This window comes from Dyella sp., from assembly GCF_036568765.1.
In the GTDB taxonomy this organism is placed as follows: domain Bacteria; phylum Pseudomonadota; class Gammaproteobacteria; order Xanthomonadales; family Rhodanobacteraceae; genus GSA-30.
Map to the genome: position 1 here is coordinate 18530 of NZ_DATCRY010000084.1, position 15774 is coordinate 34303.

At 61.8% G+C, this 15774-nt stretch carries 10 protein-coding genes; 8 read left to right on the forward strand and 2 right to left on the reverse strand.

What is annotated here, in order from left to right; translation table 11 throughout:
- Positions 1–26: 26 nt before the first annotated feature.
- Together VIM98_RS06515 and VIM98_RS06520 are read right to left on the reverse strand one after the other, a co-directional pair.
- Positions 27–1079, reverse strand: a complete 1053-nt coding sequence (locus tag VIM98_RS06515; protein WP_331992290.1) for a LacI family DNA-binding transcriptional regulator — start codon at positions 1077–1079, stop codon at positions 27–29.
- 61 nt (positions 1080–1140) lie between these two features.
- Positions 1141–2427 carry a sugar MFS transporter gene (locus tag VIM98_RS06520; RefSeq protein WP_331992291.1) on the reverse strand — a complete coding sequence of 429 codons (1287 nt, stop codon included), beginning with the start codon at positions 2425–2427 and terminating at the stop codon, positions 1141–1143.
- Positions 2428–2846: 419 nt separating this feature from the next.
- Between VIM98_RS06520 and glk the strand changes: the two genes are divergently transcribed.
- The 8 genes from glk to VIM98_RS06560 all read left to right on the forward strand — a co-directional run.
- Positions 2847–3875, forward strand: a complete 1029-nt coding sequence (gene glk / locus VIM98_RS06525; protein ID WP_331992292.1) for a glucokinase — start codon at positions 2847–2849, stop codon at positions 3873–3875.
- Positions 3876–3995: 120 nt separating this feature from the next.
- On the forward strand, positions 3996–6716 hold the full coding sequence (locus VIM98_RS06530; RefSeq protein WP_331992293.1) for a TonB-dependent receptor: 2721 nt from the start codon (positions 3996–3998) through the stop codon (positions 6714–6716).
- 81 nt (positions 6717–6797) lie between these two features.
- Complete coding sequence (locus tag VIM98_RS06535; RefSeq protein ID WP_331992294.1) at positions 6798–8612, forward strand: glycoside hydrolase family 9 protein; 1815 nt, start codon at positions 6798–6800, stop codon at positions 8610–8612.
- Between the two features lie 28 nt (positions 8613–8640).
- Positions 8641–10938 carry a family 20 glycosylhydrolase gene (locus VIM98_RS06540; protein ID WP_331992295.1) on the forward strand — a complete coding sequence of 766 codons (2298 nt, stop codon included), beginning with the start codon at positions 8641–8643 and terminating at the stop codon, positions 10936–10938.
- Positions 10939–11050: 112 nt separating this feature from the next.
- Entirely contained in the window at positions 11051–12760 is a 1710-nt protein-coding gene (locus VIM98_RS06545) for an alkaline phosphatase (protein ID WP_331992296.1), read from the forward strand.
- 193 nt (positions 12761–12953) lie between these two features.
- Positions 12954–14048, forward strand: coding sequence for a glycerophosphodiester phosphodiesterase (locus VIM98_RS06550; protein WP_414650198.1), 1095 nt, complete (start codon positions 12954–12956; stop codon positions 14046–14048).
- A gap of 65 nt (positions 14049–14113) precedes the next feature.
- Positions 14114–15373 (forward strand): sterol desaturase family protein, encoded by a 1260-nt coding sequence (locus VIM98_RS06555; protein ID WP_331992297.1) that lies wholly within the window; start codon positions 14114–14116, stop codon positions 15371–15373.
- Between the two features lie 204 nt (positions 15374–15577).
- On the forward strand, positions 15578–15774 hold a 197-nt coding region (locus VIM98_RS06560; protein ID WP_331992298.1), incomplete at its 3' end, for a hypothetical protein.

The window sequence follows — 15774 nt, forward strand, 5'->3', positions numbered from 1 at the left end:
GTATCGGGCGCCGCCGGTCTTCGACGTCAGCCCTTGCGTGGCACGGAGCCGCGCGGCGGCGCGGTGGATCCGCGCACGACCAGCTCCGGGGAAAAACCTTCGTTACTGGCGACTTCGTGGTTGCCGCTGCTCTTGCGCTGCAAGTCGTCCATCAGGCGCAACGCGGCATGCTGGCCGATATCGGCCGTGGACTGGCGCGCGGTAGTCAGCGCCGGCCATGCCTGCTTGGAGAACGGGTTGTCCTCGAAGCCGGCAATGGACAGATCCCACGGTACATCCAGGCCGGCCGAACGTGCCGCGGCCAACACGCCGGCGGCGATTTCGTCGTTGCTGCCGAAGATGGCGGTAGGCGGTTCCTTCAGCGCCAGCAGTTTGCGCGCGCGGCGGAACCCGTCGTCGAACGCATAGCTGCCGGGCAGGATGTATTTCTTGTTCAGCGCGATGCCGTAATCCTTCAGCGCATCCGAATATCCCTGGTAGCGCTCCGGGCTGGAGCGATGATGCTCTTCGCCCCACAGGAAGCCGATGCGCGTGTGGCCGAGCTGGATCAAGTGCTCGGTGATCGCATACGCCGCATCGCGGTCGTCGACAAACACGCAAGGCGAGCCGTCCTTGGGATCCTCGCGTGCGGCGATGATGCGCACGAAGGTGATGTCTTCTTTTTTCAGGGTATCGATCAGTGCGTCCTGCTCGGACATCGGCGGCGCGAGCACCAGTCCGGCCAAGCGGGAGCGCTTGACCAGCGAGCACAGCTCTTCGGCGAGGTTCGGTGCGGTCGAATCGCAGGGATGGATCTGCAAGCCGAAGCCGCGCTCGCGGCAAGCCGACAGCACACCTTCCTGCATGCTGATCACGTAATGCGCGTTCGGATTGTCGTAGACCAGGCCGATCGCATACGCATGCGTGCTGCGCAGGCCGCGCGCGGACGGGTTGGGCCGATAGCCCAGGGCTTCGATCGCTCGCTCGACTTTTTCGCGCGTGTCGGCCCGCACCGAGGACTCCCGGTTGATCACCCGGGACACGGTCTTAAGCGATACGCCGGAGCGTTTGGCGACGTCCTTGATGGTGGGGCTTTGCAACGGTGGAACTCCGCTGGTTCGTTAGCCGGGCTGTGTCGCCCGGCGGCCATGGTGCGTGACGTCAGGAGGCGTGCTGGCCGACCCGATGGCCGCGCGCGCCGTAATACAGGATGTACAGGTAGCAGGGGATCATCAGTGCGGCGAACACTAGCTGAAAGTTGAAGTGCTGCTTCAGGTGGGCAAAGAGCTGCGGCAATATCGCGCCGCCGACAATGCCCATCACCAGCACCGCCGATCCGAGCTCGGTAAAACGGCCCAGGCCCTTGATCGCCAGCGGGAAGATCGCCGGCCACATCATGGCGTTGGCAAAGCCCAGCGCAGCCACGAAAGCCACCGACGTATACCCGTGTGTGACGTATGCGCCCAGCGTGAAGAGCACGCCGAGGATGGCCGACACGGCCAGGTACGTTTGCTGCGAGACCACCTTGGGGATGAGGATCAGGCCGGTGATATAGCCGATCAGCATGCCGACCAGGGTAAAGGAGGTGAAATGCGCCGTTTCGCCGGGTGCCAGGCCGAACCCTTGGCCATAAGTGCCGATGGCATCGCCGGCCATCACTTCCACGCCCACGTACAAGAACAGGCAGAGCACGCCCAGCCACAGGTGCGGGAAGCTGAAGATGCTGCCCTTGGTATGGCCGATGGAGCGTTCGCTGTTGGCGCCGGAGGGTTTGATTTCCGGCAGCGAGGAAAACAGGATCCAGATCGCCACCACGACCAGCAGTGCGGCCAGGGCCATGTAAGGCCAGAACACGCGTGCGGCGAATTCATTGAGCAACGCGTCGCGCGACGGGCCCAGCTCCATCTTGGTCACCCGATCAAGGAAGGCATCGATACCGGCCATCACCAAGGCGCCGAACGCGAACGGTGCCGCCGCGCCGGCGATCTTGTTGCAAATTCCCATCAGGGCGATGCGCTGCGCGGCGCTTTCGATAGGACCGAGGATGCTGATGTAAGGGTTGGATGCCGTCTGCAGCAGCGAAAGCCCTGCGCCGATCACGAACAAGCCGGTCAACGCACCCGGATAAATGCGGATGCGCACGAACTCGCCGAACAGCGCCGCGCCGATGGCCATGATGAAAAGGCCCAGCACCATCCCCTTTTTCATGCCCGTGCGTTTGAGCACCGCCCCGGCGGGCAACGCAAGCACGAAGTAGGACACATAGAACGCGAACGGCACCAGGAACGCGCCGACGTCATCGAGGGTAAAAGCGATCTTCACGAACGAAATCAGCGGCCCGTTGAGCCAGGTAAAAAAGCCCATCACGAAGAACAGCAGGCCGATGATCATCATCGGGATGAGGTTGGATGCGTGCGATTCGCTCGCGGACATAGTGGTCGATGACATGGTGCCTGTTTGCTCCCCCGCCCTTGGCGTACGGTGACTCTTAAAGATAGCCCGAAGGGCAGTGGTTCCCCAGAGGTGTTTTATCGGGGCTAACTAGCAACGTTGTCAATTGTTGTCCTCCTACAGGACAAGAACGGCTTGTGCCCGGCCATGACCGACGGCACGGGAGCCGACGAGTCATGGCGCAATGCGCAAAAAAGCCGGCCGAATCATTATTGATCGATCTAAATGGCTTGGCGCTGGGAATGCGGCCGAACACCCCCGGGCCGGCCCCAGGCCGGATCATGTTGCGGCGCACAATAACAATTTCCACACGCTACCGAATGGCATGTTGACAACGTTGTCATCCGTTCGCAGACTCCGGCCGCATCGGGGCATGTTTTTACAGAAACATGACGGGGATTTGACGGGGGAGTGGCGTGGCGGACGCGGTCAACCACAACAGGGCTAGCGGGGCGGCAGCCGGCGGGATGTTCCTGGCGGCGGACGTGGGCGGTACGCATGCACGCGTCGGCCTGGTCAGTCATCGGCCCGGCGAACGCCAGTCCATCACCGTGCATCAGTACCAGCGCTATGCCTGCGCGGACTGGCCCAGCCTGACCGCCGTACTGAAAGATTTTGTCGAGCACCTTGACGGCGCAGTGCGCGTCGATCAGTGCGCGGTGGCCAGCGCGGGGTATGTGCTGGGCGATGCCATCGTCAACGACAACCTGCCCTGGCCGGTGTCGATCCGCGATATCCGCGACAACCTCGGTATCGATCGGCTTGCCGTGGTCAACGACTTCGAAGCCGTGGCCTATGCCGCGCAGTTCCTTTCGCAGGCCGACACCATGCCGGTGATCGACACCGCGACCGCGCCGGCCGATGGGCCGATGCTGGTGATGGGGCCGGGTACAGGCTTGGGTTCGGCAGTGTTGTTTCCGGGCAAGCCGCACGCGTCCGTACTTGCGACCGAAGCCGGGCAGATTTCGCTTGCGCCGGGCAATGCGCTGGAGATCGATATCTTGCGCTGGCTGGCACGCGACCGCGCTTACGTATCGTTCGAAGACGCTTTGTCCGGGCCCGGTCTGCTCAATCTGTATCGAGCGATTGCGCACCTGCATGATCGCAAAGCCTTGCTGGACGAACCCAGCCAGATTACCCAGGCTGCATTGGATCGCAGCGATGTCAACGCGATCGAAGCGCTGGAGGTCTTCTGCGGCTTGCTCGGCAGCTTCGTCGGCGACCTCGTGCTGCTTTACGGCGCGCGCGGCGGTGTGTTCCTCGCCGGCGGCATCCTGCCGCAGATTCGCGAGCTTCTGCTTGCCAGCAGTTTTGCCGAACGCTTTTTCAACAAGGGCGTGATGCGCGCCTATTTGCAACAGGTACCCGTGCGGCTGATGGAGCATGGCCAGCATGGGGTCATCGGCGCAGCCGGGTTGTATCTGGATAGCCGGCCAGGCCGGTAAGGAAGCCTCATCGCCATGCCGCATGCATTCGCATCGAACGACAAGCACAACACCAGACGTATCGCACGCCAAGTCAACCACCACCGCTGTTGATTCGCCTCTGAGGGGAGGAAGGAAACCATGTCGTACCGTAAGTCTCTACTCGCAGCCAGTATCGTCGCCGGCCTGTGTCTATCCGGCAGCATTCATGCCCAGGACACCGCACAGACCGACACGCAGAAGCCCGCCGACAAAAACGTCAAGGAGCTGAGCACGGTCACCGTCGTCGGTATCCGCGACAGCGAAGCCGAGTCGCTGAACCTGAAGAAGGCAGCCGACGCACACGTAGAAATCATCACGGCCGAAGATGTGGGCAAGCTGCCCGCCAAGAACGTGGCCGACACCCTGCAGCGCCTGCCGGGCGTCAACATCAGCTCGTCCAGCGCGGTGGAAGGCGGTTTCGACGAAGCCGATCGCGTCAGCCTGCGCGGCACCAACCCCAGCATGACCCAGACCTTGGTCAATGGCCACACGGTGGGCACCGGCGACTGGTTCGTGCTCAGCCAGGTTCAGACAGTGGGTCGTAGCGTCAGCTACAGCTTGCTGCCGTCTGAAATCGTCAGCGAAGTGGTGGTACACAAGTCGTCCGAAGCAAAGCTGCAGGAAGGCGGTGCGGCCGGTACGGTCGACATCATCACTCGCAAGCCGCTCGAATTCTCCAAGCAGTACACCACTCAACTGTCGGTTGGCGGTGTCTACTCGGATCTGCCCAGTAGCACCGAACCGCAGTTCAACGGCCTGTTCAACTACAAAAACGACAACAACACGTTTGGCGTGATGGTGCAGGGCTTCTACGAGAAGCGCAGCCTGCAGCGTAATGGGCAGGAAGTTGTCGGTGGCTACCTGCCGCTAGGCGGCGACATCGTGGCGCAGCATCCGGATCTGGCCGGCAAGTACTATCCGAACGAGATCGGTTCGACGCTGTTTACCCAGACCCGTACTCGCAAGGGTGGCACGGTCGATCTGCAATGGAAGGTCACCGATGACCTGACCCTGAACTTGAATAGCTTCTATTCCAAGCTCAAGGCCGATAACTTCAACCGCAACTACATGATGTGGGCGAGCCAGTTCATCAATAGCGGCGCGGGCCTGCAGAGCTATCAGGTCAAGGGCAACGTCCTGACCAATGCGGTATTTGCGCCCGTGCCTGGTAGTCCGACCCCATATGGCGTGTACGACCAGATCTCTCGTCCGGGTGCGGCCTCTTCGTCTGCCTACACCACTTTGGATGCCGAATGGCGCGCAACCGACCACCTGACCTTTACCGGGCAGGTCGGCACCACCCAGGGCAAGGGCGACAGCCCGACCCAGGACGTGAGCGAACTTGGCTTCGGAGCGGGTGCCGGTGCGAGCTGGGATATGCGTGGCACGGGTAAGCCGATCAACTGGACCATGGGCGGGGACAACAGCAGTCCGTCCGGCATCATCCCTTCGGCCGGCTGGATCTTCGGCGACCAGAATATCCATATCAAGGATAAGGAAAACTTCTTCCAGGCCGATGGCTCGCTGGCATTCGACAATATTCCGCTGTCCTCGTTGGATTTCGGTATCCGCTACTCCGATCACACCCGCGAGAACAAGAGCGACATCGGCCAGGGCCCGGCCGGTGACTGGCAGAATCCGGCCAACTATCCGCAGTCGTGGTCGAACTATCCGGGTAGCTTCAATGGCGACCTGGGCCTGACTGCTCCCGGTCCGATCTGGTATTACAGCCCGGCGCAGTTGGCAGCTTTCGACAAGCTCTACACCACGCGCGATCCGATCGCCCGCTACAACTGGCAGAACATCTACAAGGTGAAGGAAAAGGATTCCGCCGCCTACTTGCAGGCCAACTTCAACGGCGACCGTTGGAGCGGCAACATTGGCGTGCGTTATGTCTATACGAAGGAAGACATCAACTACAACACCAGCTCGGTGTCCGATTTCACCGTCTCCGGTCCATACACCGGCTCGGCCTTCGGTGACTACTACAAGAACAACTACAACAACGGTTCGGGTCGCTTCCTGCCCAGCGCGAACTTGAAGTTCAACCTGACGGATGACCTGATCGCCCGCTTCGCCGCGTCGCAGACGATGACGCGCCCGGACTACTCGGCACTGGCCGGCTCGTATGTACTCGATGACCTGACCCATACCGGCACGGGCGGCAATCCGCAGCTGAAGCCGTTGATCTCCACCAACTTCGACGCGGCGATGGAGTGGTACTTCGCCCCGCGTGGCTTGGTGTCGGCCGGCGTGTACAACATGCAGCTGGATAACTACATCAACTTCGGTACGGAGGCCATCCAGTTCAAGGACGTCCAGGCCAGCACCAATGCCGGGCATGATGTGTTCGCCACCTACCTGGTCAGTGTGCCGACCAACGTCGGCGGCAACATCAAGGGCGTGGAGCTGAATTACGTCCAGCCGATCGGTGAAAACTTCGGCGTGCAAACGAACTACACCTTCGCTAGTGGACATGCCGACGATGGCAAGCCGCTGCAGGGTACTTCGAAGAACACCTACAACGTCTCGGGTTACTTCGAAAACAAGTACTTCAACGCACGTATCAGCTACACCTACCGTTCGTCGTTCTACGCTGGCGTAAGCCGTACCGACACCTTCTACCAGGCCGGTATCGGCAACCTGGCAGCGTCGGTCAGCTACAACATCAACGATTGGATGTCGATCGCGCTGGATGCGATGAACCTCAACAATCCGAAGTTCAAGTACTACACCGTCAACCCTGCTTATGGACGTCAGCCTTATTCGTTCTACGACAACGGTCGCCAGTACTACGTCAACCTGCGTTTCAAGTTCTAAGTTTTAGGCAACACCTCCCCGCCAGGGCCCGGCACACTTGCCGGGCCCGATTTTTCGGTGCGGAGTTCCAAGGATGCCCCGATGAAGCAACGCCATCGTTGGTTTGCGGCTGCTGCCATGGCCTTGCCCGCCCTGGCAGGAGCAACGACTAAGGTCCTCATCGATCAGGTCGGCTATGACACACAAGCGCCCAAGCAAGCGGTGCTCATGTCGGACAAAACCGGGCCGGTGGATTTCTCCGTTGTCGATGCCGATAGCGGCAAGACAGTGCTCAGGGGCCGCACCGATGCTTCAGTGGCCGTAGGACACTGGAACGATCGCTACGCGATCGCGGATTTCAGCGCGCTGACGACACCGGGGCATTACTACATCGCCACCAGCGGCGAGCGCTCCTGGGCCTTCGACATCGCCGACAACGTGCTCGAACGCCACACGTTGTCCAACGTCATCTATTACTTCAAGGGACAGCGCTCCAGCGGCTCGATCGACAAGGCCGACCGCGCCTTGCCGCATCCCGACGGCAAGCCCGGCACGCTGGACCTGCGCGGTGGCTGGTACGACGCCACGGGCGACTACGGTATCCACCTGTCGCACCAGAATCCCACCAATTACTTCAACACCCAGCAACTACCGCTGGCGGCATGGAGCTTGTTACGCAGCTGGCAGGCGCTGCACGCGCGGCATGACCGCAACTTCAACGAATACGAGCGTCGTCTGCTCGACGAAGGCCTGTTCGGGGCGGACTTCCTAGTGCGCGACAAGCGACCGGACGGGTCGTTCTGGCAATCCATCGATGGGCCGGGTGCCGGCAAATTGCCGCGGGATCGCCGCATTGGCGATCCGAACTGGCGCACGCAGATCAAACGCAAGCCCGGTGACGTTACCGAGCAGATCCAGCAGCCGGCTCACGGCCCGCATGCGTACGAAGCCAGCTTTCGTGCCGGTGGCGGCATGGCGATCGCGGCGCTGGCCCTGGCCAGTCGTATGGATGCCGACGGCGATTTCACCCGACAGGATTATTTGCGCACCGCCGTCGACGCCTATCGCTTTCTCGATGCGCACAATGCCGAACTGACGTACGACGGCAAAGACAACATCATCGACGATTACTGCGCGCTGCTGGCCGCGGTGGAGCTCTATCGGGCCACGCAAGACGTCAGCTGGCGGGCCGCTGCCGATTCGCGGGCCGATCGTCTGATGGCACGGCTGGTCAACCGCGATGGCTATGTAGACTATTGGCGTGCCGACGATGCTGTACGCCCGTTCTTCCATCCCTCCGATGCCGGTCTGCCTGTGGTGGCGCTTGTCGAGTACGCGGGTATCGCCGAGCCGGCGCGGTTGGCGCGTGTGCGCGACACCGTGCGACGCTCGCTGGAGTTCGAATTGCGCATTACAGACAAGGCCGCCAATCCCTTCGGGTTGGCGCGGCAGTTGGTGCGCAACGCGAATGGCGAGCTACGCGCTGCATTCTTCTTTCCGCACGATACCGAAGCGGCACCATGGTGGCAGGGCGAAAACGCTCGCCTGGCTTCGCTGACTGCCGCTGCCCGGTTGGCCGTGCCGCTATTCGGCGACGATGCCGGTTTCCAGCGACACCTGGAGGACTATGCCTGGAACCAGTTGCATTGGATACTCGGTCGCAATCCCTTCGATAGCAGCATGCTGATGGCCAGCGGACATAACAACGCGCCGTACATGTTCTTCGACTCCTACCAGTACACCAATGCGCCTGGCGCAATCGTCAACGGCATCACCGCGGGCCTGGACGATCCCGATGGTATCGCCTTCGACCTGGGCTACGCGCAGACCGGCAAGGACGACGACTGGCGCTGGACCGAGCAATGGCTGCCGCACGATACCTGGTATCTGCTGGCGATCAGCCTTCCGCGGCATTGACCTTGACTTTGGAACCCCGAGAGTTGCGATGAAAACGTTGCGCCACCTGCTTAGCCTCGCCCTGATCGGTTGCGCTACCAACGCGATGGCAGTGCCCGCACAGGCGCCTCTGCCGCTGATTCCGTTGCCGGCCAAAGCGGTTCGCGCACAAGGCACATTGGTTATCGACGCGAATACGCCGGTGATCGCCGACGATGAAGGGGGTAAGCAGGCAGCCAATTACCTGCTCGCGCAATTGGAACGCGCACACGGTCTGCATTTGACCTTGCATGGCGGCACCGCCGCAGTGCCGGCGATCGTGTTCGAGCGAGATCCCCATGCCGTCGTCGCGCACCCGGAGGGTTATGTGCTCGATATAACGCCACATGGCGTCCGCATCGCAGCACGCAGCGACGCCGGCCTGTTTTACGGTGCGGTGACGCTGTGGCAGCTGTTGACGGCCAAGCCTGGGCTGGACAAGGTAAGCCTTGCCGCCGTCCATATCGAAGACCAGCCGCGCTTCGCCTGGCGCGGTTTGATGCTCGATTCCGCCCGTCATTTCCAGAGCATCGAAGACGTGCGCGCGGTGATCGATCAGCTTGCGCTACACAAGCTCAATGTATTGCATTGGCACCTGACCGACGACCAGGGCTGGCGCATCGAGATCAAGCGCTATCCCGAACTCACGCGCATCGGCGCCTGGCGTACCCCTCCGGGTGCGGGCGAAGATGGCGAGCCCAAGCAATACGGCGGCTTCTATACCCAGGACGAGATTCGCCAGACGGTAGCGTATGCCGCCGCACGCCACGTGACCATTGTTCCCGAGCTGGACATGCCCGGCCACGCACAGGCCGCGGTTGCGGCGTATCCGGAACTCGGCGTCACCGGCAAACGGCCGCCGGTGTCGGTCGATTGGGGCGTCAATCCCTATCTGTACAACGTCGACGACCACACCATCGTCTTCCTGGAACATGTACTCGACGAAGTCATGGACTTGTTCCCCTCGCAGTACATTCACCTGGGCGGCGACGAAGCGATCAAGGATCAGTGGCAGGCCTCGCCGGCGATCCAGGCAAAGATGAAAGCGTTGGGCATCGGCAGCGAAGACGCGCTGCAGAGCTGGATGATCGAGCATTTCGGCAAATACCTCGCCGCACACGGTCGTCGCCTGATCGGCTGGGACGAGATTCTGGAGGGCGGCGTGCCGCCGAGCGCCACTGTGATGTCCTGGCGTGGTACCAAGGGCGCCGTCGCCGCGGCGCGGCAAGGTCACGACGTCGTGCTGTCGCCCGCACCGGACCTGTATTTCGATGGCCTGCAAAGCACGCGCGACGACGAATACACCGGCCGCATGCCGGCGATGGATCTGGCGCATATCTATGGTTTCGAAGCGGTGCCGGCGGAGCTGAGTGCGAGCCAGGCCAGGCACGTGCTCGGCGTGCAGGCCAACGTATGGACCGAACACCTGCCGACCATGCGACATATCCAGCACGCGGTGTATCCACGTCTCGACGCATTGGCCGAGGCGGCCTGGACACCCAAGGCCGCACGTCGCTGGGATAGCTTCGTGGCGCGCCTGCCGGCTCAGCTTGAGCGCTATCGCGGTACCGGCATCGAGGCTGCCGACAGCGCCTTTGCGCCCGCGTTCGTATTGGATCGCAACGCCGCCATCGCCCACGATAAGGCAACAGTAACGCTCTCCAACCAGGCGCGTGCCGGCGTGTTGCGTTATACGCTGGACGGTAGCGAGCCGACGGCAGCTTCGACGCGCTACGGCAGGCCGTTTGTCGTGAATCTTCCCGCGACGCTGCGCGCGGCCACGTTTGCTGCCGACGGTACCGTGCTGGCGGCGCCGCGCTCGTTTGCGCTGGATCAGGTCAATCTGCGTGCCCGCAACAGCGGCGAACTGGAGAACTGCCCCGGCAGCGACTTCACGTTGCGTGTGCAGCCGATGCCCGATGCGAGCTCGGTCACACCCGTCTACAACATCAATGTCTTCGATGCTTGCCGCCTGTATCGCGCAGCCTCGCTCGATGGCGTGCATGCGATCGAGATCGATGCAGCTCGCCTGCCACGTAACTACGCACTGGCACACGAGGCCAAGTTGGTGAAGTCCTATCCGGCGAGCACCGCGCACGGCGAGCTGGTCGTACGCCAGGATCGTTGCGATGGTCCCCTGCTGGCCACACTGCCATTGCCCGCGCCGGAGGGGGCGCGCCAGTTTCGCCTGCAAGGTGTGCTGACACCCGCAACCGGTGTGCATGACCTGTGCCTGATCTTCACTTCGCCGATCGATGGACCGCTCTATGGCATCGGCAAGGCTGCATTGCGCACCGGACATGAATAGCAAAGTGCGCCGTCTCACCCCGCTCGACACATCGGGTGGCATAAGACGGTAGCAATTTCTTGCGATGCCTCGGCTATGATCGGGCGCTTCCGGTCCGTCGTGCGGGATATCCATGCGCTATCGCAGTTGTTTTATCGCTTCCGTTATCCTGCTGACCGCCTGCGCGAGCCAGGCGGTTGCGCCGCCTACATCGATAGCGGTGCCTTCGATCGACCGGCCGGCCGGCGAAACGCCGGCATGGTGGTTCCGCAATGGTGCCGCGCAAGCCGCGCGCCTCGCCGCCGAAGCAGGCAGTACGCAGAAAGCGAAGAATGTCATCGTGTTCCTCGGCGATGGCATGAGCATCACCACGATCGCCGCGGCCCATGTGTACGCTGGGCAGCGCAAAGGACTCGACGGCGAAAGCTATCGGTTGAGTTTCGAGCAATTTCCTTTCAGCGCGTTCAGTCGCACTTACGAGACCGACCAGCAGACGCCCGATTCGGCCGGCACGATGACCGCGATCATGACCGGCGTAAAGACGCGCGCCGGTTTCATCGGCGTTTCGCAGGTGCCCAAGCGACAGGACTGTGCCGGCGGCAAGGGGCAGGAACTGGTCACCATGCTGGAGCTGGCCTCGTCGGCCGGCATGAGCACCGGTGCGGTGACTACTACGCGTGTCACTCATGCCACGCCCGCGGCAACGTACGGACATCTGCCGGAGCGCAATTGGGAAGTCGACAGCAAGCTCAGTGCCCAGGCACGTGCTGACGGCTGCAAGGATTTCGCAGCGCAGCTGGTGGATTTTCCCGGTCGTAGCGGCCTGACTGTGGCGATGGGCGGCGGCCGCACCGAGTTCATGCCATCGACCCAGACCGATCCGGAGTATCCGACCAAGGTCGGTCAACGCGCCGATGGGCGAGACCTGATCGCCGAATGGAAGGCACGCCATCCGCAAGGAGCGTACGTCTGGAATGCGAAGCAGCTCGATACGCTGGATCTTACGCATACGCCACAGGTACTCGGTTTGTTCGAGCCTTCGCATATGAACTACGAGCACGACCGTCCACGCGATGGCGCGGGTGAGCCGAGTCTGGCGCAGATGACGGCCAGTGCGATCGATGTGCTCGAGCAGAACCGCAAGGGTTTCTTCCTGATGGTCGAAGGCGGGCGTATCGATCACGCGTTACACGCGGGAAATGCCTATCGCGCATTGGACGAAACTGTTGCTTTTGCCGATGCGGTGCAGGCCGCGCTCGATCGCACGGATCCTGCCGAGACTTTGATCGTAGTGACTGCCGATCATAGCCATACGCTCACCTTTGCGGGTTACCCCAAGCGCGGTAACGACATTCTGGGTCTGGTTGCCGGTGCCACCGATAGTTATGACGAAGAGGGCGGCTCGGGCTTGGCTCATGACGCTACCGGCAAGCCTTACACCACGCTCGGATTCGCGAGCGGCCCGGGTTATACCGGTGCCAGTGATAAGCAGCCGGAAGGTCCGAAACGTTTTCCGCACGAACCCGAATCGTTTCAGGCGGCAACGAAAGGACGGCCAGATCTGAGCAACGTCGCGACAAATGCACCGGATTACATGCAGGAAGCGACCGTGCCGCAGAAGGATGAAACACATGGTGGCGAGGATGTGGCGATCTTCGCGCATGGACCGGGTGCTTCGGCTTTTCATGGCGAGTTGGAGCAGAACGCGATCTTCCATGTGATCGTGCAGCATGTGCCATTGCTGACCGCTCAGTTGTGCCGGTTGACGACGTGCGAGGGCGGGGTGCCGGTGGAGCGGCCTGTTTATCAGGTGTGGCTGAAGATGAATGAGGCGTCGCGCTAGCGTAGGGCTGCCCCCTCACCCCAACCCTCTCCCCCGGCGGAGCCAGGGAAGAGGGAGCCTGACTGAGGTGAGCCTCAATACTTCGCACTTGCGCTGCCTGCTCCCTCTCCCCTGGCTCCGCCGGGGGAGAGGGTTGGGTGAGGGGGCTCTTGCTGCCTCACAACCGCAACATCCACCGCACTACGCTGCACCCATGAAAAAGCTACTCTCTGCCCTTGCCGCTCTCGCGATCATTGCCGTCATGCCCCAAACGCAAGCCAACGAAGCCCCCCTTGCTGCCAAGGTCCTGGTCATCGGCCACCGCGGCGCGAGCGCCTTACGCCCGGAACACACGTTAGCCTCTTATGCCAAGGCCATCGCCGACGGCGCAGACTTCATCGAGCCGGATCTGGTCATGACGCGCGACGGCGTGCTGGTCGCGCGGCACGAGAACGAAATCGGCGGTACCACCGATGTCTCCAGGCACCCGGAATTCGCCGGCCGCAAGACCACCAAGCGCATCGACGGTCACGACGTCACTGGTTGGTTCACCGAAGATTTCAGCCTGGCCGAACTGAAAACCCTGCGCGCTCGCGAACGCCTGCCGCAGTTTCGCGATACCCGCTATGACGGCCAGTTCCAGATTCCCACCTTCGACGAAATCATCGATTTCGTCGCCGCGGAATCGGCTACCTACGATCGTGTCATCGGCATCATCCCGGAGATCAAGCACGGTACCTATTTCCAGAAGATCGGCCTGCCGATGGAGCAACGTGTATTGACTGCGCTCGATTCCCACGCCTATACCCGTACGGCACCGGTGGAAATCCAGTCGTTCGAAATCGCCAACCTGCGCTACCTGCGCAGCAGGCTCGGCAGCAACCATCCGAATATCCGTCTACTGCAATTGATCGACGAGCCTGCCATGCAGCCTTACGACGTGGTGGCGGCAGGCGGCAAGCTGACCTACGCCGACATGCTCAAGCCCATGGGTCTGCGCGATATCGCTGGCTATGCCGACGCCATCGGTCCGAATATCCGCCAGATCATTCCGTTGGCGGCGGACGGCAGATTGGATGCACCCACGGCTGTCGTGCGCGATGCGCATGCGGCGCGGCTGGAAGTACATGTCTACACCTTCCGCCCCGAGAATCATTTCCAGGCGAAGAATTTCTGGCAAGGCGCCGACCCGCGGCAGTTCAACGAAGCCGGTTCGATCGCCGAAATCCGCGCCTACCTCGATGCCGGCGTCGACGCCTTCTTTACCGACGACCCGGCGATCGGCCGCAAGGCCGTCGACGGGCGCTAAGCGTTTGAAACGGTAAACGGCGGTACACTCGGCCCGCGGGTGCGGCAGCCGGGAGGGGCGCGGTCTTGAACACGCAGGAAATCATCATCACCTGGGCGACGCCGGTGTTCTTTGCGCTGATCGCGCTGGAACTGCTGGTGGCGCGCTGGCAGGGACGCAAGGTCTATCACAGCAGCGATGCGATCAACAGTTTATCGCTGGGTGTGATCTCCCAGGTGGCCGCGGTGTTCACCAAGCTGCTGACCATCGGTATCTATGCCTGGTGCGTGGAGCATTTGTCCTTGTTCCATCTGCCGGCCAACAGCGTGTGGGTATGGGTAACGGCGCTGCTGTTCTACGACTTCTGCTACTACTGGCTGCACCGCCTCGGCCACGAGGTGAACATTCTCTGGGCCGCGCACGTCGTGCATCACCAGAGCGAGGATTACAACCTGAGCACCGCGCTGCGTCAGACCGGCAGCGGTACCTTGCTTGGCTGGCTGTTCTACCTGCCGATGGCTGTCGTCGGCTATCCGCTGGAAGTGTTCATCGTCGTCGCATTGATCGACCTGCTCTACCAGTTCTGGGTGCATACCGAAGTCGTGCGCCGACTGGGTTGGTTCGATCGCGTGTTCTGCTCGCCATCGAATCACCGTGCACATCATGCGGTGAACGATCGCTACCTGGATCGCAACTACGGTGGTGTGCTGATTATCTGGGATCGTATGTTCGGCACCTTCGTCGAAGAGAACGACGAGGATCCGCCGGTCTATGGCACGCGCGCTCCCTTGCGCAGCTGGAATCCGCTCTGGGCGAATGCCGAGGTCTACTGGGCCACGCTCAAGGACGCCTGGCATGCGCGGCGCTGGCGCGACAAGCTGCTGGTATGGATCAAGCCGCCGGGCTGGCGGCCGGCCGACGTGGCCGAGCGCTTTCCCAAGCCGGCATTCGATATCGCGCGCGAGCGTTTCAAGCCGGCGCTGTCGACACCGCTGGTAATCTACAGCCTGGTGCAATTTGCCTTACTGCTCGGCATGGGCGTGCATTTCCTGGATCTGGCCAAGCGCCTGCCGGCGACGGAACTGATCGGCTATGCGGTTTTCCTGTTGCTCAATCTGTATGCGTTGGGTTCGCTGACCGAAGCGCGGCGCATCGGCTACGTGCTGGAGTTTGCACGCCTGCTAGCCAACGCCGCGGTGCCGTTGCTTGCGGGCGGTTGGTTCGGTCTGCCGCATCTGGATATGCGCGTGCGCGCGGTGTTGATCGTCATTCCCTTGATCGGTGCGCTGGTGCTTGCATTGCTTATGCGCCAGACGCAAGCGATGGGCCGCACTGTCACGCACTAAACGTGCGAAAAAATCAGTGCGGCAAGTAAAAAATGTTGGGAGGACATTCATCGGCATTTGTGCCAATGTTCTACCTATCGTTCGCATGAGTTGCTTGTACGGCATGCATGCGAACGATGTAGCTGCTCGGAGTAGCTAAGCGCGGACCGCATGGGTGGCAGCCCATACGGCCCGCTGACCACAATCAACTAAATAGGAGTTGTCATGGCTGATGTCGATGATACGGCAAGCGCTGCCCGCAGGGTTCGAAAGCGGGTTGCCCCTCACCCTCTTTTCTTCGAAGCCATCGAGGCTCGATCGTCGCTGGACGACATTCGTCGTGCGGCCATGTTGATCGTGCGCATACTGGCCCAGGGCGTAGCGGTTCACGAAGCGGACAACGGTCAGAAGGACGGAAAGCG

Bases quoted from the DNA above. Each gene is read 5' to 3' on its own strand.
- VIM98_RS06545 (WP_331992296.1), top strand. From the start codon at position 11,051: ATGCGCTATCGCAGTTGTTTTATCGCTTCCGTTATCCTGCTGACCGCC.
- VIM98_RS06540 (WP_331992295.1), top strand. From the start codon at position 8,641: ATGAAAACGTTGCGCCACCTGCTTAGCCTCGCCCTGATCGGTTGCGCT.
- VIM98_RS06520 (WP_331992291.1), bottom strand. From the start codon at position 2,427: ATGTCATCGACCACTATGTCCGCGAGCGAATCGCACGCATCCAACCTC.
- VIM98_RS06535 (WP_331992294.1), top strand. From the start codon at position 6,798: ATGAAGCAACGCCATCGTTGGTTTGCGGCTGCTGCCATGGCCTTGCCC.
- VIM98_RS06550 (WP_414650198.1), top strand. From the start codon at position 12,954: ATGAAAAAGCTACTCTCTGCCCTTGCCGCTCTCGCGATCATTGCCGTC.
- VIM98_RS06530 (WP_331992293.1), top strand. From the start codon at position 3,996: ATGTCGTACCGTAAGTCTCTACTCGCAGCCAGTATCGTCGCCGGCCTG.